General features: G+C 60.1%; 24 protein-coding genes and 3 pseudogenes. 15 read left to right on the top strand and 12 right to left on the bottom strand.

Translation table 11 applies throughout. The annotated features are described in order from the left end of the window. The first annotated feature begins 30 nt into the window (after positions 1 to 30). The gene (locus tag HD598_RS13090) at positions 31 to 2850 is read left to right on the top strand and encodes an SAM-dependent DNA methyltransferase (RefSeq protein ID WP_183666951.1); all 2820 of its coding nucleotides are present in this window, start codon (positions 31 to 33) and stop codon (positions 2848 to 2850) included. 51 nt (positions 2851 to 2901) lie between these two features. Here the strand turns inward: HD598_RS13090 and HD598_RS13085 are convergent, their stop codons facing one another. The 4 genes from HD598_RS13085 to HD598_RS13070 form a co-directional block, all read right to left on the bottom strand. Further along, positions 2902 to 3450 carry a hypothetical protein gene (locus tag HD598_RS13085; RefSeq protein ID WP_183666949.1) on the bottom strand — a complete coding sequence of 183 codons (549 nt, stop codon included), beginning with the start codon at positions 3448 to 3450 and terminating at the stop codon, positions 2902 to 2904. Positions 3451 to 3516: 66 nt separating this feature from the next. Next, positions 3517 to 3753, bottom strand: coding sequence for a glutaredoxin family protein (locus tag HD598_RS13080; RefSeq protein ID WP_183666947.1), 237 nt, complete (start codon positions 3751 to 3753; stop codon positions 3517 to 3519). Between the two features lie 417 nt (positions 3754 to 4170). Next, complete coding sequence (locus HD598_RS13075; RefSeq protein WP_183666945.1) at positions 4171 to 4527, bottom strand: hypothetical protein; 357 nt, start codon at positions 4525 to 4527, stop codon at positions 4171 to 4173. 80 nt (positions 4528 to 4607) lie between these two features. Continuing rightward, on the bottom strand, positions 4608 to 5588 hold the full coding sequence (locus HD598_RS13070; protein ID WP_183666943.1) for a DUF4192 family protein: 981 nt from the start codon (positions 5586 to 5588) through the stop codon (positions 4608 to 4610). A gap of 697 nt (positions 5589 to 6285) precedes the next feature. Here HD598_RS13070 and HD598_RS13065 point away from each other — a divergent pair. The 9 genes and pseudogenes from HD598_RS13065 to HD598_RS13025 all read left to right on the top strand — a co-directional run. After that, positions 6286 to 7971: a purine-cytosine permease family protein gene (locus HD598_RS13065; RefSeq protein WP_183666942.1), complete on the top strand. Its 1686-nt coding sequence runs from the start codon at positions 6286 to 6288 to the stop codon at positions 7969 to 7971. A 79-nt stretch (positions 7972 to 8050) separates the two neighbouring features. Next, entirely contained in the window at positions 8051 to 8353 is a 303-nt protein-coding gene (locus tag HD598_RS13060; RefSeq protein ID WP_183666940.1) for an urease subunit gamma, read from the top strand. 9 nt (positions 8354 to 8362) lie between these two features. Next, entirely contained in the window at positions 8363 to 8707 is a 345-nt protein-coding gene (locus HD598_RS13055; RefSeq protein ID WP_183666938.1) for an urease subunit beta, read from the top strand. Further along, positions 8704 to 10461, top strand: coding sequence for an urease subunit alpha (gene ureC, locus HD598_RS13050; protein ID WP_183666936.1), 1758 nt, complete (start codon positions 8704 to 8706; stop codon positions 10459 to 10461). The genes HD598_RS13055 and ureC overlap by 4 nt, the downstream gene beginning before the upstream one ends. 7 nt (positions 10462 to 10468) lie before the next feature. Then, the gene (gene ureE, locus HD598_RS13045; protein ID WP_183666933.1) at positions 10469 to 10948 is read left to right on the top strand and encodes an urease accessory protein UreE; all 480 of its coding nucleotides are present in this window, start codon (positions 10469 to 10471) and stop codon (positions 10946 to 10948) included. Next, complete coding sequence (locus tag HD598_RS13040) at positions 10929 to 11609, top strand: urease accessory protein UreF (protein ID WP_183666931.1); 681 nt, start codon at positions 10929 to 10931, stop codon at positions 11607 to 11609. Before ureE ends, HD598_RS13040 begins: the two co-directional genes overlap by 20 nt. 29 nt (positions 11610 to 11638) lie before the next feature. Beyond that, complete coding sequence (gene ureG, locus HD598_RS13035; RefSeq protein ID WP_183666929.1) at positions 11639 to 12256, top strand: urease accessory protein UreG; 618 nt, start codon at positions 11639 to 11641, stop codon at positions 12254 to 12256. Next, a complete protein-coding gene (locus HD598_RS13030) occupies positions 12253 to 13134 on the top strand; it encodes an urease accessory protein UreD (RefSeq protein ID WP_183666927.1) in 882 nt (293 codons plus the stop codon). The genes ureG and HD598_RS13030 overlap by 4 nt, the downstream gene beginning before the upstream one ends. Next, positions 13135 to 14154: pseudogene (locus HD598_RS13025) on the top strand (HoxN/HupN/NixA family nickel/cobalt transporter); the annotation flags it as partial. Between the two features lie 220 nt (positions 14155 to 14374). Here the strand turns inward: HD598_RS13025 and HD598_RS13020 are convergent. Continuing rightward, positions 14375 to 14872, bottom strand: a pseudogene (locus tag HD598_RS13020) (transposase); the annotation flags it as partial. A gap of 67 nt (positions 14873 to 14939) precedes the next feature. On the opposite strand from HD598_RS13020, the gene HD598_RS13015 reads away from it, so the two are divergent. The 4 genes from HD598_RS13015 (at position 14940) to HD598_RS13000 (ending at position 17483) form a co-directional block, all read left to right on the top strand. After that, positions 14940 to 15338, top strand: coding sequence for an ArsR/SmtB family transcription factor (locus HD598_RS13015; RefSeq protein WP_048896403.1), 399 nt, complete (start codon positions 14940 to 14942; stop codon positions 15336 to 15338). After that, positions 15335 to 16213, top strand: coding sequence for a permease (locus HD598_RS13010; protein ID WP_176338507.1), 879 nt, complete (start codon positions 15335 to 15337; stop codon positions 16211 to 16213). Before HD598_RS13015 ends, HD598_RS13010 begins: the two co-directional genes overlap by 4 nt. A gap of 43 nt (positions 16214 to 16256) precedes the next feature. After that, positions 16257 to 16418, top strand: coding sequence for a hypothetical protein (locus HD598_RS13005; protein ID WP_154676754.1), 162 nt, complete (start codon positions 16257 to 16259; stop codon positions 16416 to 16418). A gap of 78 nt (positions 16419 to 16496) precedes the next feature. After that, positions 16497 to 17483, top strand: coding sequence for an IS481 family transposase (locus HD598_RS13000; RefSeq protein WP_065062263.1), 987 nt, complete (start codon positions 16497 to 16499; stop codon positions 17481 to 17483). Positions 17484 to 17556: 73 nt separating this feature from the next. Here the strand turns inward: HD598_RS13000 and HD598_RS12995 are convergent. Continuing rightward, positions 17557 to 18081 (bottom strand): annotated as a pseudogene (locus HD598_RS12995) (IS110 family transposase); the annotation flags it as partial. Positions 18082 to 18836: 755 nt separating this feature from the next. On the opposite strand from HD598_RS12995, the gene HD598_RS12990 reads away from it, so the two are divergent. Next, complete coding sequence (locus HD598_RS12990) at positions 18837 to 19118, top strand: hypothetical protein (protein WP_183666923.1); 282 nt, start codon at positions 18837 to 18839, stop codon at positions 19116 to 19118. Between the two features lie 276 nt (positions 19119 to 19394). Here HD598_RS12990 and HD598_RS13325 read toward each other — a convergent pair whose 3' ends face one another. The 6 genes from HD598_RS13325 to HD598_RS12960 all read right to left on the bottom strand — a co-directional run. Then, positions 19395 to 19895: a hypothetical protein gene (locus HD598_RS13325; RefSeq protein ID WP_221244891.1), complete on the bottom strand. Its 501-nt coding sequence runs from the start codon at positions 19893 to 19895 to the stop codon at positions 19395 to 19397. A gap of 2 nt (positions 19896 to 19897) precedes the next feature. After that, on the bottom strand, positions 19898 to 20821 hold the full coding sequence (locus tag HD598_RS12980) for a ParA family protein (RefSeq protein ID WP_183666921.1): 924 nt from the start codon (positions 20819 to 20821) through the stop codon (positions 19898 to 19900). 234 nt (positions 20822 to 21055) lie between these two features. Further along, positions 21056 to 22924, bottom strand: a complete 1869-nt coding sequence (locus tag HD598_RS12975; protein ID WP_183666919.1) for a hypothetical protein — start codon at positions 22922 to 22924, stop codon at positions 21056 to 21058. A 219-nt stretch (positions 22925 to 23143) separates the two neighbouring features. After that, on the bottom strand, positions 23144 to 23377 hold the full coding sequence (locus HD598_RS12970) for a hypothetical protein (RefSeq protein WP_183666917.1): 234 nt from the start codon (positions 23375 to 23377) through the stop codon (positions 23144 to 23146). A gap of 106 nt (positions 23378 to 23483) precedes the next feature. Further along, positions 23484 to 24038: a hypothetical protein gene (locus HD598_RS12965; RefSeq protein ID WP_183666915.1), complete on the bottom strand. Its 555-nt coding sequence runs from the start codon at positions 24036 to 24038 to the stop codon at positions 23484 to 23486. Next, positions 24038 to 25046 (bottom strand): transglycosylase SLT domain-containing protein (locus HD598_RS12960; protein WP_183666913.1); only part of this gene is annotated, 1009 nt, incomplete at its 5' end. The genes HD598_RS12960 and HD598_RS12965, both read right to left, overlap by 1 nt.

The following is a 25046-nucleotide window of genomic DNA, read 5'->3' as shown; positions in this document are numbered from 1 at the left end:
TTCAGTTACATAGTTCTAAGGTGGGACGAGTTGAGTTCTGGGTTCATTGATCGCGGCGAGATCCGTAAGAAACTCAACGGGATGTCCGTGGCGTGGGTTCATCGAATCAGTCAATGGAAGCAATCCAAGCAAGCCCACACCGAAAAATCTTTTGCTCAGCAATTCTGGTCCGACCTTCTGCGCTGTTTTGAAGTAATTCCGGAGAGAATTGATCTCTTTGAACGTGATGCAGTCCGCGCCAGCACAGGCGGCACAGGATATATCGATTTCTTTTGGTCCGGTGTTGCACTTGGTGAGGCAAAAAGCCTCGGCAAGGATCTAGATCCAGCGTTCGACCAAGCTCTCGATTACCTCAGCGGCGGCTCAATCCCCCAGCACGAATGGCCAAAATTTATCTTGGTCACGAACTTTGAACGACTAAGGATTGATCGCCTCGGCGATGAATCCTGGACGACAGAGTTCGACATAAATGATCTGCCGGATCATCTCGACCAGCTGCTCTTCCTGGCTGGTGCTGAAACCATCTCAAAAGCCGAGGAAGAAGAAGCGTCCATGCAGGCCGCGCACCTGATGGCGAGCCTGTTTACCGCGATGCTCGGTGACGAAGTCGATATAGATATAAATGAGGATGCGCCGGAGAATGAATCCGATGAAGACCAAGCCACACAAGAAGCATCAGTCTTCCTGACTCGCATTCTCTTCTTACTTTATGGCGACGATGCCGGTCTTTGGGAATCTGACCTATTCCATCGGTGGGTTGAGTTTGATACAACACCCGAGAATCTCGGGCCACAGCTGTCCGCCTTATTCACTGTGCTGAACACACCCGAAAATCGCCGGAGAAAACTTCCTGAAACACTCGCCCGGTTCCCATACGTCAACGGAGGAATCTTCAGTGAAGCGACCACACCGGTCTTCCTCGACGAAAAGATGCGTAGCGCGCTCCTGAATGCATGCAGATTTAGGTGGACACACATATCACCGGCCATCTTTGGTGCTCTTTTCCAGCTAGTCAAGAGCAAAGAAGCGCGGCGAAGCGAAGGTGAGCACTACACCTCCGAACAAAACATACTGAAGACCATCGGCCCACTGTTTCTTGATGACTACCGCGAACGAGCCGACCGTCTGATAGCAAATAAGACCACTTCACCTAGAGATATCCAAGCTCTCCAGGACGAACTCGCTTCCAACATCTATATCGACCCAGCTTGCGGTGCCGGCAACTTCCTAAACGTCGCTTACGCAAAGCTACGTGAAATTGAAACAGACCTTATTGTTGCCCGATGGAACATGGGAGACAGAACAGCATCACTTGACGTCGGGATGGATCAAAGGCTGACAATTGACAGATTCTACGGAATTGAAATCAATTGGTGGCCCGCAAAGATCGCCGAAACAGCAATGTTTCTTGTTGATCATCAATCCAACCGGTTACTTGCACAAGCCATTGGCCAAGCACCAACCCGTCTTCCAATTGAGATAACGGCTCACATATTCCACCATGATGCTCTAACCCTCGATTGGGAAGCCTCGTTCCCAATCACAACCGGAAAGACATTCGTTTTCGGAAACCCACCATTCCTTGGCGACCACACAAGAACCAAGGAGCAGCTCGCACTCATGCAAGCCGCTTGGGGGCCAGACAAACAGCTTTCAAGACTAGACTTCGTTACCAGCTGGCACGCTCTAACCCTCAGACTTTTGGACCGGCGTCCTGGCGAGTGGGCATTCGTAACAACGAATAGCATTGTTCAAGGAGACCAACCCGCGCGGCTGTTTAGCCCAATCTTTGAACAGAGATGGCGGATCAAGTTTGCCCACCGCACCTTCAAATGGGACTCCGAAGCACCTGGCAAAGCTGCCGTGCACTGCGTCATTATCGGATTCACAAGGAACAAGACTTTTAAGCCAAAGCTTTACGACTACGAGACTGTTACCAGTGAAGCAACACTCGTTAAAGGTACAAAATTTATCAACGCATACCTGGTCGACGGACCAAATCTGCTCATAGGGACGCGGGAATCTCCGCTATCTCCGGACATGGTAGAAGTCGTCAAAGGTTCAATGCCAACGGACGGAGGAAATTTGGTCATTTCTCCAGAGGAGTACAGCGCCGTCAAGTCTGACCCTGTCCTTGCCCCGTACGTTAGACCGTACATCGGGTCTCGTGAGCTAATTAAGGGACAAGACCGGTGGTGTCTTTGGCTAGAGAATATGAATCCTTCGGATCCGTCAAAATCTCCTGAGCTGAAACGGCGGTTGCAGGGTGTCGAGTCCGAACGCGCTAAATCTCGTGCTTCCTCGACCAGAGAATGGGCACGATTCCCTCACCTCTTTCGGCAACGTGGGCTCGTATCCGATGTCCCGTTCGTTGGCATCCCGGAAGTAAGTAGTGAGACCCGACGATATCTTCCGGTAGGACTTCTCGCGCCCGAGGTAATCATTTCTAATAAGGTTTATGGTGCCGTGGACCCCGACGGGCTTCTCTTTGCAATCGCGTCCTCCTCGATGTTCATCACGTGGATGAAAACTGTAGGTGGCCGGTTGGAGGATCGAATATCTTTCTCGTCCACGATTACTTGGAACAACTTTCCACTACCGAGTCTGAATCCAGGTCAAAAGGACTCAATAGTCAAGGCTGGTCAAGGGATACTGGCCGCACGTGCCGCCCATCCTGATTGGTCGCTTGAGCAGCACTATTCACCACTTGCTATGGCTCCTGCCCTAGTAAAAGCTCACGATGTCCTTGATTCTGTAGTAGACAAAGCCGTTGGTGCTCCGCGCCGATGCCGTGACGAAAGAGAGCGGCAACACTATTTGTTCGAATCCTATGCCTCGCTAACGCGATGAATTAGGAACGATCAATGAAATAGGTCGGAGAACATCTAGACCCTGCTTGAATCATTTACTGATACCTGACGATGCCTCTTGCGCTTCTTGATAACTGGCTACTTCACCAGCCAGGCCTGGAACGCTTATCCCTGTTCGATATTGATTGCGGTTCGAAGGAAAATTTGAGCGAACTTTTTCTCTCGCATTGCTCATCGCTTCGTGGGATAGAACTGTTGTTCCGTGGTATCCCCATTCTTCGAGGAGTCCTTCGGACCATAGATCCTGGGCTTGGGCTGTGGCTGAGATTATGGTGGATCCTTCGAATTGGGCTTCTGTTGCTGCGTATTCCTTTGACAGGGAGACCCAGTCGCCTGGGTTGATGGTGGTTATGCCTTTGGGTACGGCTCGGTAGATGCGGACTTCGGTGTCCGGGTTTCCTTGTGCTTGGTTGAGGGCGTTGGCGGTGGTTGCGTGTTGTAGCCCGTAGTTTTGGGGCTTGTCGAGAACGTCTTTGGGGAAGACTTCGTCGGTTGCGCTGCCGACTTGGTCGAGTCGGATGGTGGTTCCGTCTTCTTCGGGTCCTGGCGCTTGGTGTGAGAGTCGGTAGTTTTCTGCCATCGGGGTTTCCTTTACTCTCGCGAGCTTCGAGATGGATTCAACTCTTCCATGTGGTGTGAGTTTGTTCTAGAGCTTCTCGATGAGGTCGGGACGGAATCCTGACCAGTGGTTTTGGTTGGTTCCGTCTTCGATGATGCAGACGGGTGCTTCTGAGTAGCCGAGTTCTTCGGTGATGTAGTCGCGTGCGTTGGGGTTGGTGCGGATGTCGATTTCGGTGTATTCGATGTTGTTTTTGGTGAGTATTTTTTTGGTCATGGTGCAGCGGATGCAGGCTGGTCCGGTGGTGTAGATCGTGACTTTCATGGTGTGGTTCCCCCTCGTTGGTTGTGTGCCTCGTTCCTGATAAGCAGCGCAGTGCCGGCTTTGAGGGGTGGAGTGCAACCCGTAGGGCGGGGTGGGGAAGAAAGTTCGCGCGAAATAAGCGAATCCCCTTTTTATGGGGTGAGCGCGTGCGGGCTTTGTTTACCGCCGTGGCGGCTTGTCCGCTTGCTCGTAGGCCCGGCCGGCAATGATGGGGCGTCAGGAACGAGAGTGCAGTTTTTGTTTGGGGTTGGGTAGCTCGCGTTTGCGTGGGCTACACCGTTGTTTTTGAGGTGGTGGCGTGTTCATGTTGGGGGATTGAACACGCCACCATGGCGTTTGTTCTGGTGGTTCAAACACTGGTGCCACGGGTTCCGTGGCTGTTTCTAACGTCGTAAGTTTACTGCCTTCGCGGACGGGTTACGTCCGCGGGATCCAGGTTCCGATGGGTTCATGGTTGTCGTCGATCCAGGCGACGTGCATGAGGTTCTCGGATTGCGCAGTGACCCGTGCTGTGATTGTCAGGTCCCCGTCCGTGGTGGGTATTTGTACGGGTTTCGTGGTTTCAGGGGTGGTTTCGCGGATTGTGGTGGGGTTCGGGTAGTACCTGATGAGTTCGTAGATGCTGCCGTGGTGGGTGAAGCGGTCGTTGGGGTTGGTCGCGCGGAGCGCGGGCATGCTGCGGGCGGCGGAGCTTGCGGAGTCGCCCGCAGCCGATTTCTCTGAGCTGAAGTCGATGTTGATGATGTTGTTGGCGTGGATAAAGTCGTGGTTCATTGTTTTCTTGCCCCCTTCATGAGGGGAGTCTATGAGTTGAGGGGGACAGCTGGTGTGCTGTCCCCCTCAACTGTGGATAATTAGCGGTTTTGAGTGGCTGCCAGTGCTGGGCCTAGCTGCAGGATGTAACTTTTCAGTAGTTGCGTGAGCCCTGTGTCTGGGTCGATGCGGTGGGCTGCTTCGCAGTTTCCGAGGGCTTTGGTGCTTTCGCCTTGGAGCCATTGCATCCAGCAGATCACGGTGAGGATGTGCGGGCGGTGGCCGGTTGGTGTGTAGGTGAGGGCGTTGAAGAATGCTTCTTCGAGGCCTTTGACGTAGTCCCAAGTGTGTGGGGCGATTCTGCCTGTGGTGCATTCTGACATGTGGTTGGTGACGTCGTCGGCGGTGAAGCAGGAGAGCAGGATGGCGTCGCGGGCTTGGATGTTGGAGACGAGTCCGGCGACGATTGCGGCCGCGTGTTCGTTGATGGTTCCGTTCTCGGTGTTCCAGCGGATGATCTCTGCACCGATTTCCTGGCTGAGTTCGTGGTTTCCGAAGTTGTCGAGGTGGTGTGCGAGCTCGAGGCCTTTTTCGTAGCCTTCCTGGTCGATCGTTTCGGGTGCTGGTGGGATGTTGTCTGCGCTGCAGCGGATGTTGGTGTTGCTGTGCATGAGTTCCAGTGCGACGGGTGAGCTGTCAAGGTCGGTGAGTTCGATGGCGTCGGCTGGTTCGTCGTCCCATCGGCGGGCGGTGGTGTTGGTGACGATGATCGAGTCTTTGAGTGGTGCGCCGAGGTGGGCGAGTTCGTCGCCGAGTTCGGTGTGCTGTTCGTCGGTAACTTTCTGGATTCCCTCGAAGCTGAGGAAGTATGTGGCGTCGATGTTTTCGAGGCGTGCGACCTGCTCGCTGACCATCTGAGCCCATGCGCGGGGTTCTGCGATTGAGTCTGAGTCGGCACGCATGAGGCCAAGTGCTTCGCCTTTCTGAGCGAAGATGATGACGAAGCTTGAGGATGGGGTGTAGCCGAGTGATGCGATTGCGAAAGCAATGAGGTCGGTGGTGGTTTTGATGCTTGCAGCCATGATGTGCTCCCTAGTTCAGTGTCCGTTCGTGGGTCGCGGTGCCAGCCCCGTGATGTGTTCTCCCCCACGACGCTTCTATGTCTGTCAAGCGGCTGGAAAGTGTTGCGGGTGCTGACCACCGGCTTGCCCTCCCCCGGGCGTTTTTTGCCTGCTGGCGGAGCAGCGCGTAGCTGTGCCCGACGGAACCGGGGCAACCCGAAGGGCAAGCAGCGGATGGGTTATGGGAGGAAATAAGCGAAGCGCCGACACAAGCCATCGGCTCGCAGCCGTCCGCAGGACGGTTGAGCCGGTGGAGCGGGCACGTACGATCCGAAGGACAGCAGCAAAAAAGAGAAGAATCTTTTACAGCCCGAGCGAAGCGAGGCCGTTCTTTGATGCCCGGGCACCGGCCCTGCGCGGGCTTTGCTGGTGACGGTAGAGGCTATGCCCGACTCCAGCCGAACGCGCAAAAAAATAGATTCGAATAGGGGCGAAATTGCTGGTAGCGAGGGGCTTTTGCCAATTTCAGGTGAAGAAGATTTAACACCCCCGTTACAAATCGGTGACAGTCAGGATCCACCACCCAATTAGCTTGGGGGAAAGAGTTCCGGGCCTGGCAGGACGCCTGCCCGGGCTGCACTGTTTGTCGAAAGCAGGAATCATGCAAGACACCACTGAGCACACTGCCGGAAATGGGCAGCCACCCCAAGGGCCCGCTATGGCCGTCCTGGACCGGGACGCCACCAGCGTTCAGCCGGGACGCCCGGCTGGCAGCCGGGACGCTGTCAGCGCCGCGAAAGAAAGCCTTGAAGACTACACGCTGCGTTTCGCGCCGCGTTCATACCGCAAGTGGGGGCCCGGCGTTGTCGCCACCAGCGCGCTGGGCGGGATTGCGTACCTGGCAGACTTCTCGATTGGCGCCAACATTGGCATGGCCTACGGGACAGCGAACGCCCTGCTCGGAATCCTCGTCGCTGCGGTGGTAATTTTTGTCACCGGGTTCCCCCTCGCCTATTACGCCGCGCGCTACAACATCGACTTGGACCTTATTACCCGCGGTTCCGGCTTCGGCTACTACGGCTCCATTGTCACGAACGTCATTTTTGCGACGTTCACCTTCATCTTTTTCGCCCTCGAAGGCTCCATCATGGCGCAGGGCCTCGAAGTGGGTCTGGGCGTACCGAAGGCCATCGGATACGCGGTGTCCACCATCATCGTGATCCCGCTGGTGATCTATGGGATGAACACGCTGGCCAAGCTCCAGGTATGGACCACACCCCTGTGGCTTTTGCTGATGGTGGTGCCGCTCGTCTACCTGGTGGCCACCAACCCGGGATCGGTTGAGGACTTCTTCAACTACGGCGGCGCCAGCGGCGATGGTGGGATCAACACGGCGGCCGTCATGCTCGCCGCGGGCGTGTGCCTTTCGTTGATGGCCCAGATCGCCGAGCAGATCGACTACCTGCGGTTCATGCCACCCAAGACCGCCAACAACAGCCGTGCCTGGTGGCTCGCAGTGATCACCGCCGGGCCCGGCTGGGTTGTGTTCGGCGCCCTCAAGCAGGCCATCGGCCTGTTCATCGCCGTTTACCTCATCTCCAAGCTCGACCCCGCCGCTTCAGCGATGGCCAACGAGCCCGTGCACCAGTTCCTAGGTGTCTACGAGGAGATGATGCCTGCCTGGCTGGCCATGACCCTTGCGGTTGTCCTGGTGGTCATCTCCCAGATCAAAATCAACGTTACCAACGCCTACTCGGGCTCCCTGGCCTGGACGAACAGCTTCACCCGCGTCACTAAGACCTACCCTGGCCGCATGGTGTTCGTTGTCGTCAACCTCGTAATCGCCCTTGTACTGATGGAGGCGAACATGTTCGACTTCCTGAACACTATCCTGGGATTTTACGCCAACTGCGCGATGGCCTGGGTAGTCACCGTGGCGGCCGACATTGCCATCAACAAGTACCTGCTGAAGATTTCCCCCAAGCAGCCGGAGTTCCGGCGCGGCATGCTGTACGCCGTCAACCCGGTCGGTTTCGTCTCGATGCTGCTCTCCGCCGGCATCTCCATCGCTATCTTCTTCGGCGCATTTGGACCGGCCGTCCAGCCGTACTCCCCGATCTTTGCTGTCGGCCTCGCCCTGGTGGCCACCCCGGCCCTGGCCATCGCCACCAAAGGCCGGTACTACCTCCGCCGCACAGACGACGGCATTGATTTGCCCATGTTCGACGCCGAAGGCAACCCCTCCGGCGAGAAACTCCTGTGCCACGTGACCGGCATTGAGTTCGAGCGCCCGGACATGATGCTCTCGGCTGAAGCGGGGCCGGAGGGCGAAAAGCAATACATCTCCTCCCTGTCCCTTTCAACGGACCGGACAGGCCGCTACGTCCTGCCCGCCCAGAACTAATAAAGCCACGTAATTGGGCCATACGGCCTGGGCGCACCAGCGCGGTGCGCCCAGGCCGTATGGCCGTTGAAGGAACACTATGCATCTGATGCCCCGTGAGCAGGAGAAGCTCATGATTGTGGTGGCCGCCGACCTGGCCCGCCGGCGGCAGGCCAGAGGACTGAAATTGAACTTCCCGGAGGCCGTAGCCGTCATCAGCTATGAACTGATCGAAGGCGCCCGCGACGGCCGCACCGTCGCCGATCTGATGAGCTACGGGACCACCATCCTTACCCGCGGGGATGTCATGGAAGGCGTGCCAGAAATGATTCACGACGTCCAAGTCGAGGCTACGTTCCCTGACGGCACCAAGCTCGTCACCGTCCACCAGCCAATCCGTTAGGAGCCGGCCATGATTCCAGGCGAATACATCCTGCGGGCAGAACCTGTGACGCTGAACGCAGGCCGCGCAGCCGTCACGTTGAATGTCACCAACACCGGAGACCGGCCCATCCAGGTGGGCTCGCACTTCCACTTCGCCGAAGCCAACGCGGCCCTGGCCTTCGACCGCGTCGCAGCTTACGGCCGCCGATTGGACATCCCCGCCGGGACCGCTGCCCGGTTCGAACCGGGGGACAGCAGGACCGTCCGCCTGATTGAGCTCGCCGGCGGCCGCGAGGTCTACGGCCTCAGCAACGCCGTCAATGGCCCGTTGGCCCCAGGGCCGCGGCCCGGAACCAAGGAGGAAGCCCAGTGAGCTTCGAGATTCCCCGCAGGCAGTACGCGGACCTCTATGGCCCCACCACGGGCGACGCCATCCGCCTGGCGGACACCGACCTGTTCCTGGAAATCGAGCAGGATCTCACCGTCTACGGCGAGGAGGTGGTGTTCGGGGGCGGGAAGGTGATCCGGGACGGGATGGGCCAGAACGGCCAGGCCACGCGCGACGGTGGGGCTGGGGGCGGCATCCCGGATACCGTCATCACCAACGTCGTCGTCCTGGACTACACCGGTATCTACAAGGCCGACATCGCGCTCAGGGACGGGCATATCTTCAAAATCGGCAAGGCCGGCAACCCCCAGATCACCGACGGCGTGGACATCGTGATCGGCGCCAGCACCGAGATCATCGCCGGCGAACGGAAAATCCTCACCGCCGGCGGCATCGATACCCACATCCACTTCATTTCCCCGGACCAGGTGCCCACCGCCCTCACCAGCGGAGTGACCACCATGGTGGGCGGCGGTACCGGCCCCGCCGAAGGCACTAAGGCCACCACTGTCACCCCGGGCAAATGGCACATCCAACGGATGCTGCAGGCCGCCGAAGGGCTCCCCATCAACATCGGGCTGTTCGGCAAAGGCCACGCATCCGCCGTCGAACCCCTCGCCGAGCAGATCCGCGCCGGTGCGGTCGGACTCAAAGTCCACGAGGACTGGGGATCCACCAGCTCCTCCATAGATACTTCCCTGAAGGTGGCCGATGAATACGACGTCCAGGTGGCCATCCACACCGACACCCTGAACGAGTGCGGTTTCGTGGAGGACACCATCCGCGCCATCGGTGGGCGCGTCATCCACACCTTCCACACCGAAGGCGCCGGGGGCGGGCACGCGCCGGACATCATCAAAATCGCCGGGCTGCCCAACGTCCTGCCGGCATCGACCAACCCCACTCTGCCGTACACGCGCAACACCATTGAAGAACACCTGGACATGCTGATGGTGTGCCACCACCTCAACCCGGACATCCCCGAGGACGTGGCCTTCGCGGATTCCCGCATCCGCGCCGAGACCATCGCCGCAGAGGATGTGCTGCAGGACCTGGGCATCTTCTCCATCACCTCCTCCGACTCGCAGGCCATGGGCCGGGTGGGCGAAGTCATCACGCGCACCTGGCAGGTGGCGGACAAAATGAAGAGGCAGCGCGGGGTCTTGAAGGATCCCGACGGCGGCACTCACGGCTCCGCTTCAGGCCTGGGCGAGGAGAGCGACAATTTCCGGCTCAAGCGCTACATCGCCAAGTACACGATCAACGCGGCCATCGCGCAGGGCATGTCCGACTCCATCGGCTCGGTAGAGGAGGGCAAGTTCGCCGACCTGGTGCTGTGGGATCCGGCCTTCTTCGGCGTAAAGCCCGAACTGGTACTCAAAGGCGGACAGATTGCCTACGCACTGATGGGCGACGCCAACGCCTCCATCCCGACGCCGCAACCGCGCACCATGCGCCCCATGTTCGCAGCGTTCGGCAAGGCGGTGCAGCAGTCCTCCATCACCTTTCTGTCCCAGGCCGCGATCGACGCCGGCGTCCCGGAGGAACTGGGCCTGCAGAAGAACATCCGGCCTGTCTCGGGTATCCGGACCCTGACCAAGGGCGACCTTAAACACAATGGCGCCACGCCGGATATCCAGGTTGACCCGGAAACATACCAAGTGACAGTCAACGGCGAGGATGTCACCTGCGAGCCCTCCGACGTGCTGCCCATGGCGCAGCGCTACTTCCTCTTTTAGGAGCATCGTGATCATTGAGAAAATCCTCGGCAACCTGCATGAGCTGCCGGACACACAGGCCTACACCGGGCTGCACCGCGAGAAAGTGTTGCTGCCCAGCGCCCAGCTGGTAAAGCGCATCCAGCGGGTCACCACCGACCACGGCAAAGAAATCGGGATCAGACTGGCGGCCGGCTCCCGTGACCTGCGTGACGGCGACATCCTGCACGTTGAAGAGTCCAGCCTGATCGTCGTGTCCGTGCTGCCTACCGACGTCCTGGTCATCGCGCCCCGGACCATCCATGAAATGGGAGTCATAGCCCATTCCCTCGGCAACCGGCACCTGCAGGCGCAGTTCTTCGATGCCGGATCGGAATACGGTGCCGAAGTCATGGTGTGCGCCTACGACCACACCGTCGAGGACTATCTTCGCCACGCCGGCGTGCCCTACGACCGCCAGGAGCGCGTGATACCCGTGCCTTTCCGCCATGCCGAACACAGCCACTAACTACCAGCTGGCGCTGCAGCAGCTCACTGACTCTGCGCTTCCTACCGGAGCTTTTGCGCACTCTCTTGGCTTCGAAACGTACATCGATGCAGGGATGGTCATGGACGAGGAGTCTTTTGGGCGCTGGTTGTCGGCCTTCATCGCCCAGCCGCTAACGTATGCCGATGGGCTCGCCATCCGGTTCCTTTATGAGGGGTGGGAGGTTCTTGAACTCGATGCCCTGTTGTCTGCTTCGCTGTTGCCACGGCAGGTGCGGGAGGCCAGTGTAAAGATGGGGGCACGGCTTCTGGAGATCGGGGTCGAGGCGTTTCCTTCCCCCGCGCTGGAACTGTACCGGGATCTGGTGACTGCGGGCCGGGCCGACGGGCACCAGCCGCTGGCGTTCGCCGTCGTCGCCCGTTCCCTGGGCGTCCCGGCCGCCGAGGCGGTAATGGCGTACCTCTTCGCTGCCGTCACCTCACTGACGCAGAACGGGGTGCGGGCCATCCCGCTCGGCCAAAACGCCGGCCAGCGGTTGCTGCGGAATGCGGCCGACGGCGTAGCTGCCGCGGCCGGGCGGATCGCCCACCTCACCCCGGAAGACTTCGGGGCAGTCAGCCCCGGACTGGAAATTTCGCAAATGCGGCACGAACGGCAACGTGCCCGGATGTTCATGAGCTAACTGTGTTTTTGACTTCAACGGAGGACACCATGACTGAACCCATTAAAATCGGCATCGGCGGCCCGGTGGGCGCCGGCAAAACGCAGCTCGTGGAGCGGCTCACCCGACACATGAGCCGCGGGATTTCCATGGCCGCGATCACCAACGACATCTACACCATCGAAGACGCCAAGATCCTCGCCGCCAACGGCATCCTGCCCGTGGACCGGATCATCGGCGTCGAAACCGGCGGCTGCCCGCATACCGCCATCCGCGAAGACACCTCCATGAACACCGCCGCCATCGAGGAACTCAAGGCACGGCACCCCGACCTGCAGGTCATCTTCGTCGAATCCGGCGGCGACAACCTTTCGGCTACCTTCAGCCCGGAACTGGTGGACTTCTCGATCTACATCATCGACGTGGCCCAGGGTGAAAAAATCCCCCGCAAGGCCGGGCAGGGCATGATCAAATCGGACCTCTTCATCATCAACAAGACCGACCTCGCCCCCCACGTCGGGGCGGACCTGGCAGTTATGGAACGGGACTCCAAAGAATTCCGCGGCAACAAACCGTTCTGCTTCACCAATCTCAAGACGGACGAAGGGCTGGAGAAAGTCATCGACTGGATCCGGCACGATGTCCTGATGCTCGATTTGGCGACATGAGTACGACGGCGGTGGCATCACCCGCGGCTTCACCAGATACATCTCCAATGGGCCGGCTTGAGCTTGGCATTAGTGTGCGGGGCGGCAGGTCTGTTGCCTCGTATCAGTTTCACGAGGGGTCGCTTCGTGTCCTTCGCCCGCATTACCTTGATGGCTCCGGGCAGGTTTGTTATGTCGTGGTCAATCCCGGGGGGGCATATCTCGGGGCAGACCTTTTGGTCCTGGACATTGAAGTCGGGGAAGGGTCTGACCTCCTGCTCACAACGCAGTCCGCCACGAAGGTATACCGGACTCCCGGGTCCCATGCGGAGCAGCGGATGGACCTGCGGCTGGGGGAACGGTCTCGGCTTGAGCTCATGCCGGACCAGCTCATCGCCTACCGGGAGGCCACATACCGGCAACGGACCTCCATCACACTGCGGCCGTCATCGTCCCTGGTCATGGCGGAGGTGGTCACTCCCGGCTGGTCGCCGGACGGTTCGGCTTTCCGGTATGAGGAAGTGCGGCTGCGAACCGAAATCCGCGTCGAAACTGATCACGGAAGCCACCTGCTGGCGCTGGACAACCTGCTCATCCGTCCGCCGCTGGATGATGTCACCGGCCTGGGCTACATGGAGGGCTTCAGCCACTTGGGCTCGCTGGTGGTTGTGGATGCCCGGGTGAACCAGGTGATCGCCGATGAACTCCATACCCTTGCCGCCGGGCGCGACGCCCACTGCGGCATTTCGCTCACCCGAACCGCAGCGGGTACCACCGGTCTGGTGCTGCGTGCACTCTCCCACAATACGGAGGAGCTTAACGGCCTGCTGGGCTCATGCACGGCCATGCTCCGGGACCGCTGGCACGGGCAGGCGCCCTTGAACCTGAGGAAGTACTGAATGACCGGCCTGACCCGGTTCGCGGAGCTGTACCGGGGACGGGGCACCCTGCCGCTTCGGACGCGGCTGCTTTTCATCTTCGGCGCGGTGGCCGCCCTGCATCTGGCCGCCGTCGTCCTCTTGGCCATCGGAACCGCAGGCGGCGGGCAGCCCTTGGCACTGGGCCTGCTGTTGACCGCCTACCTGGCAGGAGTGAAGCACAGCTACGATTGGGACCACCTCGCGGCCATCGACAACTCCACGCGCAAATTCGTCGCCCAGCATCAGGACCCGGTCAGCGTTGGGTTCGCTTTCAGCCTGGGACACAGCTCAGTGGTAGTCCTGGCCGGCGTCCTGGTGGTGGCAGGTGCCACGATGGCGGGCCATCTCATGGAGGATGGCTCTGCGGGGAATCTGGTGCTCGGTGTGATTGGCAGCGGGGTCTCTGGGCTGTTCCTCCTGATGATGGGGCTGTTTAACGGCTCCGCGTTCATCCGGGCCGCCGGGGCCTACCGCCGCGCGCGGATGGGTGGCCGCATCGACGCGGCCGACCTTGAAGCAAAGGGATTCATGGCCCTGCTCCTGGCCAAACCGCTAGCCCGCGTCCGGCGGCCTCGGAACATCTACGTGATCGGATTCCTGTTCGGCCTGGGTTTTGACACTGCCACCACCATCGGTCTGCTGGTCTTGACGACGGCGGCGTCGCTCTCAGGCGTTTCGGCGCCCACCCTGATCGCGCTGCCCCTTGCTTTCACCGCCGCGATGACGCTGTGCGATTCGCTCAACGGGGTGGCAATGATGCGGATGTACCGTTCGGCCCTCGAGGACCCCCTCCGGAGGCTCGGGTTCAACGCCGCAGTCACCGGAATCTCCGCGCTCTCCGCACTCTTCATAGCGACCATGACGTTGGGTGGACTCCTCAACACCGCCTTCCGGCTGGAGGACCCGGTCACGAGCTGGCTTGGCAGCGTGGACCTTGGCGATGCCGGCCTGCTGCTGGTTGCCCTATTGCTGATGTGCTGGGCTGCCTCCGCCGTACGAAGGTGCCCGGTTCGCAACGCGGAGTCACTTGATGCCCCTTCAGGAGGAGCCACAACCGCAGGGGCTGGGCAAGCTTCTAATCAAGCCACCGTCGTGGGACAAGTCAACGCCGGTCGCTCCACCCAGCGCGGACAAGTCGGGGGAAATGCACCCTTTACCGGACACCACCTGAACCCCCGGCAACGTGACATCGGGCCGGTTCCGCGGTGGCATAAAGGACGTTGAGCTGGCGGTAGAGCGTTCGAGCGATGTAGCGCTTGAGGGATCTGCGGATTTCGCGGTAGCTGCGGCCTTCTTCGGTGCGTTTGGCGACGTAGTCCCGCGTTCCGGGGTCATGGACCATCCGGGTCATGGTGATGGTGTGCAAGGCTCGGTTAAGGCGCCTATCACCGCCCCGGTTGAGCCTGTGCCGGACAGTGTTACCGCTTGAAGCTGGTAACGGGTTCACTCCTGCCAGTGAGGCGAAGGCAGCCTCGCTGCGAACCCTTCCTGGATGCGACCACGCCGCCAGGACAGTGGCGACTGTGACAGCCCCGGCGCCCACCATCTCCAACAGCGGCGCCGCGGGGCTTTGCTGGATCAGCTCCGTCATGCGCTTCTGGTTCGCAGCCAGCTGAGCGGTCACTTCGAGAACGCGGCGCGCCAATCGAACTGCTTCCTCACGCGCGATCGAAAGTTCGATCTGCTCCTGTCGTTCCCGCCACCTAGTTGTACTGACCGGACACGTTGATCGATAGACAAGTCGCCACTTGTGACAGAAGGCCACGCTTGTCTATAGTGTGGGTATGACAGTTTCACTGGATGTTGCCCTGCCGCGCACGGACCTGTCGGCGCGGGATCACGCGCGGATGCTTGCTCCGTTGTTGAAGCCTTTGTCAGACGAGAACAGACTGATGATCGTGCTGACGCTTGCGGCGGGGGCGTGCTCGAACAAGAAGTTGCAGGAGGCCACCGGGTTGAGCCAGGCGCTGGTGAGTCACCATGTGGCAGCCTTGCGGCAAGCGCAGCTGATCAGTGTGCGGGCCGAGGGCCGGTCCAACATCTACGCGCTGTGTTGTGAGCAGTTGGCGGCGCCGGTGCAGTGGCTCGCTCACTTGGCGACTCTCACTCCAGAGGGACAGAAGGCGTGCTGCACTGCCCCAGCAGGGGAGGGTCAGGCATCGACTGAGGGTGCTGCGCGGTGATTCATGCGGTACAGACCTTCGGGTTGATCCTGGTCGAGTTGCTCGTCCTGTTCTCGCTGATCTCGGTGCTCGTTGCGCTGGTGAACCGGCGGTTCGGGCCGGATCGGATCCAGAGCTGGATGGCCGATGGGCGCCTTCCCGGCCCGCTCAAGGGGCTACTGCTGGGGGCGATCACGCCGTTCTGTTCCTGTTCGACGCTGCCGGTGCTGGCTGGGATGTTGAAGTCGGGGGTGGCGTTCCGGACGTCGATGACCTTCCTGATCTCGTCACCGCTGCTGGATCCCATCATCGTGGCCGGGGTGGTGCTGCTGTTCGACTGGCGTATCGCGTTGGTCTACACGGTGGTCACCGCCGCATGGTCCCTGCTCGCCCCCCTAGTATGGGAACGACTCGGCATGGCCAGCCAGCTCAAGCGAGTCAAGGTCGTCGGCGACGACAGCACCCCCCACCCCTGGGCAGGCCTGCGCAACGAGATCCGGCCCGCACTCGGCGAGGCCTGGGCCGATCTGAGACCGCTGCTCGTCCCGATGGTGCTGGGTGTCTCGGTCGGTGCATTTATCTACGGTTTCGTGCCTCAGGACCAACTCGCCGCGGTCGCTGGCGACGACAAACCGTGGGCCGTGCCGTTGGCCGCCGTGCTTGGCGTTCCGCTTTACGTGCGTATCGAGACGATGCTGCCCATCGGCTTGGCCCTCAGCTCGACCGGCATGGGGCTAGGTGCAGTGTTCGCGCTGATGATCGGCGGCGCCGGAGCCTCGATCCCCGAGATCTCGATGCTCACCACCTTGTTCAAGCCCCGACTGGTCGTCACTTTCGTGGTCACTGTCATCGGCACGGCCATCGCCGCCGGCTACCTCATCCCACTGATCGCCTGACCCAACCACCACATTCCCAACCACACGAGGAGAACAAGCAACCATGGGACTCAAGGACCTCTTCACCGCACGCAAGCAGGACAGCAGTTGCTGCGGGGCCCAGATCGTGCCCGACGATGACGACCAGCCCCAGAGCGAGCAGGGAACACCCACCGAGACGGCTGCCTCTTCAGCGCCGAACAGCGAGGACACGGACGGCAACTGACATACCGAATCGATGGGGCTGCACCACAGGGTGCAGCCCCATCACTGTCTCCACCCGCTCGTCACCAGGAAGACCACCATGTCCCACGCCAATGCCGCCCTCACTCCGCGTCACCGCCTCAAGGTTGCCCAGCTGGTTGTTGACCACGGATGGCCGATCAGCGAGGTCGCTGCCCGGTTCCAGGTCTCCTGGCCCACCGTGAAGCGCTGGGCTGACCGCTACCGGGCCGGTCAGTCCATGCAGGACCGCAGCTCACGGCCTCACCGCTCCCCGAACAAGACCAGCCCCACGACTGCGAAGCGCTGTATCCAGCTCCGGCTGCGTCTGCGGGAAGGTCCGGTTCAGTTGGCATACCGGATTGGCGTTGCTCCGTCGACAGTCCACCGGATCTTGGTCGACGTCCACTTGAACCGCCTGTCGCACGTCGACCGTGCCACTGGAGAGCCTGTTCGTCGCTACGAGCACGACCACCCCGGGGCGATGCTGCACGTCGACGTGAAGAAGCTCGGCAACATCCCAGACGGCGGAGGCTGGCGCTACGTCGGCCGACGACAAGGCGAGAAGAACCGCGCAGCCACACCCGACAAGCCCAAGAACAAGCACTACGACCCGTTGATGGGCAAGGCCTACGTCCACACCGTCATCGACGACCACTCCCGCGTCGCCTACGCCGAGATCCACGACGACGAAACAGCCCACACCGCCACAGCGGTCCTGGCCAGGGCCGTCAAGTGGTTCAACGCCCGCGGGGTGACCGTCGAGCGGGTCCTGTCGGACAACGGTGGCGCCTATCGCTCACACCTGTGGCGCGACACCTGCGCCGAGCTGGGAATCAGGCACAAACGGACCAGGCCGTATCGCCCGCAGACCAACGGCAAGATCGAGCGCTTCCACCGCACCCTGGCCGACGGCTGGGCCTACGCCCGCTGCTACACCTCCGAGACGGAGCGTCGCGGCGAACTCGACGGCTGGCTGCACTACTACAACCATCACCGGCCCCACACAGCCTGCAGCAACCAGCCGCCCTTCTCACGATTGACCAACGTGTCCGGTCAGTACACCTAGTGATCGTGGCGATCTGGGCGGGAACGAGCGGTTTACGGGCGTCGATTCCAAGGTCATGTGCCCGGAGGAGGGCGATGAGTGCATTGACATTCACTGTTCGTTCCCGGGTCAGCTGATCCCGTGCTGCGCTCAGGATCCTGAGTCCGGCACGGGTTCCTTCAGCCCGGCGCGGGGCTCGCAGCTGGGACTCCTCCAACGCCAAAACTGCGGTTCCGATAGCGGCGGCGTCCAGCGGGTCGGATTTGCCAATCCCCCGGCGCCCCCGGGCGTTCATCCGTGGAGCTTCGGCGACATCGTAGCCGGCGTCGGTTACTGCCCGGGCCAGGCGCGCCCCGTAGGAGCCGATACCCTCAACGGCCCATAGACAGGACATATCACCGTCTGACCGGCGGCCTACCCACGCAAGTGCCCGGGCAATCCCTGCCGAGGTGGTCGGGAACTGCTCGCACGCGACCTGTCGCCTGGTACTGGCGTCAATGATGGCGTAGGTGTGGGTGCGGGCGTGGCAGTCCACGCCAATGACGAATGGGCGGGTCTGCGCAACGATAGTCAACGCGGCCACCCTCCTTCCTTTTCGAACGGGCAAGACTGGCCGCATCGCGACCGGCACTGACCTGGGAGGAGTCACTTCGAGGCAATACTGTGATGAGCCACAACCCCGAAGGGCTGGACAAGCTTCTAATCAAGCCACCGTCGTGGGACAGGTCAACGCCGGCCGCTCCACCCAGCGCGGACAAGTCGGGGGAAACGCACCCTCAAGGGGCAATTGTTTTTTCGAGTCACGCTCCAGGCAGAACGACCGGCATCAACACTGCCAGCTAGTCCCAGACCAGCCACTGCAAGACTCACAGTTGTTTTTTGCCTGCTGGCGAAATGAAATGGAGCGGGGTCGACCGGAAAGCTCAGCAACCCGTCAGGGGTGGGAGCGGAGAAAATTTTGGGCGAAATAAGGGAGCGCAGTGACCGCGTCCAAAATTTTCGTAGCGAGCTCGCCCGGAACACCCGCAAGGGTGTGCAGTGGCTTGTGAGATTGGAGGCGGCCCGTAAACTCCGAAGGACAGCAGCAAAAAATGAAAAGAAAGGGACCACCGCAGGTGGTCCCGGTGGGCTGTAAGCCCACTAACAGTCGTCCATGCAATGGACGCCCAATAAGTCTGTTAGCTTTCACGTAACTAGCTCTAGACGGCAATGCGTTAGTCGATCCGTTCTTCCTCAGCCGGAACGGCCACTGGATGCATCTCGAACGGAAATTGTTGCTTACGGTGTAATAATTTGGGAAAGCTCTTGTGCACCAGATTGACCTGCCGTAGAGCCCCCTTTTAATCAATCGTTGGATTAAAAGGGGTGTGTGTGATGTCTGTTGTTAGATCGAAGTTCACGGGTGTTTTTCTAGCTCTCATGCTTGTTTTTGGAGGACTGTTTGCCGCTGGCACTCAGGCGTCCGCTACGACCGTTACGTATTGGATTATTCAGAGAACAACTCAGTCCATGTGCAACTCGGCGTTGCTGGCGAAGGTTGCTGAGGTGCGGCGGCAGGGCAAAATGGTCACGCACTTGCAGTACTGCCGGTACATTTCCCCGAATCTCTACAGCGGCTCTTTCCGGGCCGTGACGTCTTCAATCACCCCCGTCTAAAGCCTAGGATTTCCTCCCCCGGCTAATTCGTCAGAGGTCCGTGCATGCCCCGCGCTCTTGTCCGTAAGTGTGCCTGCTCGTGGTGAGGGTGTGGGGTGTGTGCGGCCGGTCGACATGGGTCCCGCTGTGCACATTGTGGTCGGCTGGAGACCCCAATAAATCTCAGGCCGTCCACAATGTGTGCAGGGGGCAACGCTCAAGCAAGCTCCGCGGGGAACACAAAGGGTGGGGTGCTCACGCTATGGCGTGAGCACCCCACTCGAACTGTTTCCAGGATTATTTCTCCTGGCTGGGGACTTCGCGTGGCGTCAGTCCGAGGCTGATCGCTAGTTCTTGTTCACTGGTTCCGTGGAGTTCTTCGCGGTGCTTGAGCAGTAGGTCAATGGCAACGCGGATGAGGGTGTTGTCGGTGATGCGCTCCCCCACTGTGGTTCCATCGGGGCGTTTACGCTGCATGTTGAGCTGGCGTGCCATGAGAGTGAGTTCGTCGGCTTGTTCTTCATGGATGCGTGCTTCTCGACGCTTGAGCTGGCGGTACTTCGGAACTCTGTTAGTAACAGACTCTGTTAGTCTGTTACTAACAGAGTCTGTTACTCCTGGTGTACGTTCGGAAGCTTTTGGAATTGCCGCCGGCTGTGGTGTTTCTTGCGGGGCTGGTGCGTTCTCGCTTCGATTTTTAGCGAAGAGAATGCCGAGGTCACCCGATGGTTTCCTTGATTCCGATGCCACATGTCCAAGCTTTTTGGTGAGTCCGCGTGAAGGCTTGTTCTCTGTCATGGCTACTCCCCTGCTGCCGTGGTGTTGGTGGTCTGGTTTTCGGTTTCAACGATGCGTTGAATGATTTCTTCGCCGAGTGCTTGGAAGTCGCTGGCGACTCCGACGGCGCTTTTTGATCGCGGCCCGGCGCTGTCATTGGCGGAGCCTCGAAGGACTTCGTACCACTTAGGTGCGGCAAGGACGGCTTCTTCGAGTTCGAAGGCCAGTAGGCCTCGTTCGCGGCTTTCCTGGGCGGCTGCTTCCGCGTGACGGATGGTGGTTTCGAAGATGGGCGCTTCGTCCCCGAGCTCGGCTTTGATTCCTTCGCGTGCGGTTTCGGAGACGCGTTTAGCGGATCGGTTGACGCCGAAGAGGACGATCCCGAGAAGGTCAATGTCCGGGTTGATGGGAATGACTGCTTCGAGCCGGCGTGCAACGTCACGTAGTCCTTTGCGGGATGACGCATCGGTTTTTACCGGGATGAGCGCCCAGCGGGATGCGGTGAGCGCTGCTTGTTGCAGCGTCTCCTGTCCTGGTGGGCAGTCGATGATGATCATGTCGTATTCGTGCGCGATGCTCTGCAGCGGTGTCGAGAGTGATCTTTTAGCACCGTCGGGGTCTTTGTTGGTTTTCGTGGTGAGGCCGGCGGCTGCCATGTCTAGGTGTGAGCCGCCGATCAGGACGTCGAGGTTCTCGCGGACGGCAGTTGCGCGTGAGGGTTCGGCACCGAAGACGAGGGTTTGGGCGAGGCCGAGTCCGTCGTCGTTGATTTCCTCGTTGGTGTAGCCAAGTTCTTCGGCGAGGTTGCCCTGGGGGTCCATGTCGATGAGGAGGACTTTGTAGCCGCTGGCGGCGAGCATGCCTCCGAGGTTGGCGGTGATGGTTGTTTTACCAACGCCGCCCTTTCCGTTGACGACCGCGATCACGCGTTCGAGTCCTGTTGGCATGCTGTGTCCTCTCGAGAGTATCCACTCTTTAACTCTGTTAGTAACAGACTAACAGAGTTACGTACTAACAGAGTCTGTTAGTCGGAGTTTGAAAACGGTTGAATTTCTGCGGTTCTGGAAGTTCAGAATCATCCGTTGAAGTCTGTAACTCTGTTAGTAACAGACTAACAGAGTCTGTTACTAACAGAGTCTGAATGTTGTTGTGGGTGTGTGGTCGACTAGGGGAGTGGGATATTAGGCGGCTGTTGGGATGAGGTGTTGGAGTGCGCCGGCTTTGAGTGCTTGGCGTGCTGCGTGGTGGTCTGCTCGGTGGCGTGCTGAGCGTGGGTAGATCGGGTATGCATCCAGTATCGGGCCGAGTGCCAGGGTGGTTTGTCCGAGTGGGGTTCTGCGTGATTTGGTGCCGGGTGTGGTCATCCATTGGTGTTCTTGTTGCCACCAAGCCCAGAGGATTCGTTCTGCGAGGTAGGTTTTGGCTCGCTCGTTGAGTCGGCCGGCTGTGCCTCGGTTGCGTGCGAGCTGGTCGAGGTTCCTGGAAGAGGTCTGGGTCCATCCGTTGATGGTGCGTTTGATGAGCTGGACTGACTGGAGCTCTGAGAGGTTTTTGAGGGTTTCTAAGGTTGTTTGTCCTGTGAGGCGTGTGAGCTGGGGGAGGGTTCGTTCTTCTGCAACGAGGGCGTAGACGTTACCGAGGTGCAAGCTCAGGCTGCCGTTGCCTGTGAAGGCGTCGTGGTTGCTGGCGTGGAGTTTGTCGGTGAGCTCTGTGAGGAGGAGGTTACGGTGTGCGGCCCCAGCGCCTTCGGCGCGTGTGACCGCTTGTGGCCGAGTATGGTCTGGCTGGTTGTGGATAGTGTCCTGGGGGTCGATGGTCCAGCTTGCGCCGTGGGGTCCGCTGGCTTCTTCGGTGCGGGTGATCCAGCCGTCTTGGGAGAGGCGGATGAGGCTGGTGCGTGCTGTTTCTCGGCCGATGCCTGTGATCAGTGCGAGGCGGCGGATGTCTGCTTCGATGATGGGTTGAACGGCTTGGAGTGCCAGGAGGCAGAGCGCGTCGAGGACGCGGCGGTCTGCAGGGCCTCCGCCGGTGTTCCACCGGCCGGGGCTGGCGGTTGCACGATCTTGGATGGTTTCTACGAGTTCGGCAATGTGTTGGGCGCGGGGTTCGAAGGTGGGGTCTTCGCCGGCTTGCCGTGGCGTGGTGGCTACGTGGGTGACTGCCCGGCGCCATTCGGCGGCGAGGATTGCTTCGGGGGATTGAGATCCGTGGCGGGGGCGTTGACGTCGTGCGCTGTGCGCGGTGTGGCCGCGCAGGGTCCGTGCGTGTTCGAGTCCTGGCGCGGTGCGTAGGTGTTGTAGGACGTCGTTGTAGTGCCAGCGAGCGGCAGCTGCACCGATGAGGACGGTCCACAGGATCGTGGAAGCATCCTGTGTTGCCTCAATCCGGGTGTTAAGGGCTTCCTGGCTGCCAGTGGGGAGAGCTCGGCGTGGGCCGGGCAGGTAGAGGTGTCCTTGCGCATCAACGGGCAAGGGGCCAGCTTCAGCACGAATCTGCGTGACTCCGGGGGCGGGGTGTTCGCGGTTGAGCTCTTCGGTGAGCTCAAGAAGTTGAGAGACTGTAACCCACGGGGAAGCGAGGTCCCATTCGTGGCCACGAATCACGGTAGAGACCCCACCGTTGCGGTGTGGTGCTCCGGGTGGGCGACAGCAGCCCGTTGCTGGGTTAGTTAGTGGGGTGCGGTCAAGGCTGGGGTAGGCGCGCTTTACAGCGATGGAGAGCGCTTTGACCAGATCAGGGGTGGCTGGCTCGGCGAGGCTGAGCCAAATATGGCGGCCACCGGATGGTCCGGAAGCGCAGAGAACGTGTTCGATGCCGAGGCGTTCGAGCCGTTCTGAGAGCCCGTCTGCGTCGTGTGCTGCACGTGCTGGGTCTTGGCCTGCGTCGAAATCGAACGCGATCAGGCGGAAGAGTCCGTCGTCGTCTGCGAGGTTCACAGCCCAAACCGTCGGAGGCGGTTCTGCAGCGCACGCATAGGTGCTCGCGTATTCGTTAAGAACAGCCCCGGTGGGGTCCGTGGACGCGATACGAACACGATCGCGCGGGCTCATGTACTGGGTTAACAGCCACGCCACACCGAGTGTGGGTGTTCCATGTACAGCGCTTTTGGGTATACTCAAAAGCACGAACCTCCTTTCGAGGTACGTAAGAGGGACCGGCCGTGAGGTCGGAATCTATGAACTGATCTGCTTCCAGTCGCCAAACTATTCGGCAGATCAGGGATCTATATTGAGCTTCGGGCCCCACTGAAAAATGTGGGGCCTTACTCGTTAAGCGGCGTCCAGAGGAAGCCTCCCATCTTCGGCCAAGTCAATGAAGACAGGACGGCCGTTTTCGTCGAGCGGCATGTGCTCGACGAGGTAGTCGAAGAAGCCACTCGCGGTCATGCCACAGTTGCGAGCGATCTCAGCAAATTTTTCTTTGTTTGCGCGCTCGACCAGTAATCCCATGGACATGGAATCTCTGCGAGTGCCTCGCGGGAGTTTCTGTGCCGTCGTTGTCATACCCGTGAATGTATCTAAATACAAAAGGGTGTGGGGGGAGTTGGTGGGGCGTGTCGCAACCTTTAACCGATTGTCTAAGGTTTGGTGGTTTTTAACGCTGACGTGGCTATTCATAGTCATAGTCCGTGATTTTGTGGGGCGTGGTTTCGGTGAGTTGGAAGAAGTAGGTGCGTTGTTCGGCGGGCAGGTCAAGGACTTTTCCGTCTTTGGTTTTCCAGATCCAGGTCACGGTGACGGAGGTGAGGTTCTTCTCGGTTGCGCGGTTCAGGGTCGCTGTGGGTACTGAAGTGGCGTTTGCAGCTGCCGCGGTGAGCCATTGCTCTCCGGTTGCGGGGCGGACAGGGGCTAGGACTTTCTTGGCCCGGGCCGGTGTCATGAGATCTCGTGCACGTAGTTCTGATGCGGTGCGGTTGAAGTCCGTGGCTGGAGTCCAGGTGCTCATGACGGTGGCCGCGTGGAGCGCGGCTTGTTCTTTACTGGTGGGGCTTGTTGGTTCTGCTGCGCTGCTGGTGGGTGCTTGGGTTGCAGCCTGGGTGGGGCTAATAGTTGGCAGCGTGGTGGCTTCCGTAGTCGCGCGCGGGGTGAAGAGTTTGATGCCAACAGTAACGAGCAGCGCGATGACTGCGAGGCTGAGTACGGCGATGATGAGGTTGCGACGCATTACTGGATGATTCCTTTCTGGCGAAGGATCGGTAGTGGGTCGATGGCGTTCAGTCGGGTCGGTTCGGTGTCGCTGGCTTTGGGGTCACCGATTTGGAAGTGCAGGTGAGCGCCGGCTGAGTTTCCGGTGTTGCCTTCCACGCAGAGGGGAGTGCCTACTGCAACGGTGTCACCAGGTGCGACTTTGAGAGAGCCGTCGACACAGTGATGGAATTCGAAGATCAAACCGGGTTCTTCGGTTTGTCGGCCGATGATGTAGGTGCCGTATCCGGATTTCCATCCTTGGCCTGCTTCGGCAACGGTGATGCGCATATCTGCGGGCGCGACGACGGTTCCTCCGCCGCCGGTGGAGAAATCAACTCCGCGATGGTTGGCGATGTCGCCAATACAGGAGAGTCCTCCGATGCAGCCCCGGAACCCGAAAGTGCTCGTGAGCTGCGCGCCTGAAAGTGGATGAGTCCATTGTCCTGAGCCGAGTTCCCCAATGGTGGAGCCGCCCAGTGGCGTGCAGTCTGCGGAGTAGTCGAGTTGAGCGCTGGCATTGATGCGCTTGACGTAGGCGATGGTTTCAGGGAAGGGCGGGATTCCGCCGGCTGCTTGGACGTTGCCGATGCCGGCGTTGTAGGCAGCGAGGGCGAGGTCGATGCGTTCTTTATCGCTGGTGGCGATTGAGGACACAGCATCGAGAAGGTCTTTCATGTAGCGGCCCTGGGCGTCGATGGCAGCGTTGCCGTCGAGGATGTCTTTACCTTGTCCGTATTGAGCCCACGTTGCTGGCATGAATTGCGCCAGGCCGCGTGCTCCGACAGGGCTGGTAGCTGTGGGGTCCCAGTTAGATTCCGCTTTGATTTGAGCTGCGAGCAGTTCCGCGGGCAGTCCGGAGGTTTTGGCGGCCACGTTAATGGCATCTCTGTACTGCTCGGGGATGCCTGGGCGGGCTTGGCTGGTAGGGGAGCACCCGTTGAGTGGCTGGCCGTTCGCGTCGGTGCCGGCTGTCAGGACGAGAACC

Origin of the sequence: Neomicrococcus aestuarii (genome assembly GCF_014201135.1) — a bacterium.
GTDB classification, from domain to species: Bacteria; Actinomycetota; Actinomycetes; order Actinomycetales; family Micrococcaceae; genus Neomicrococcus; species Neomicrococcus aestuarii.
This window is presented reverse-complemented; position numbering and strand designations above follow the sequence as displayed.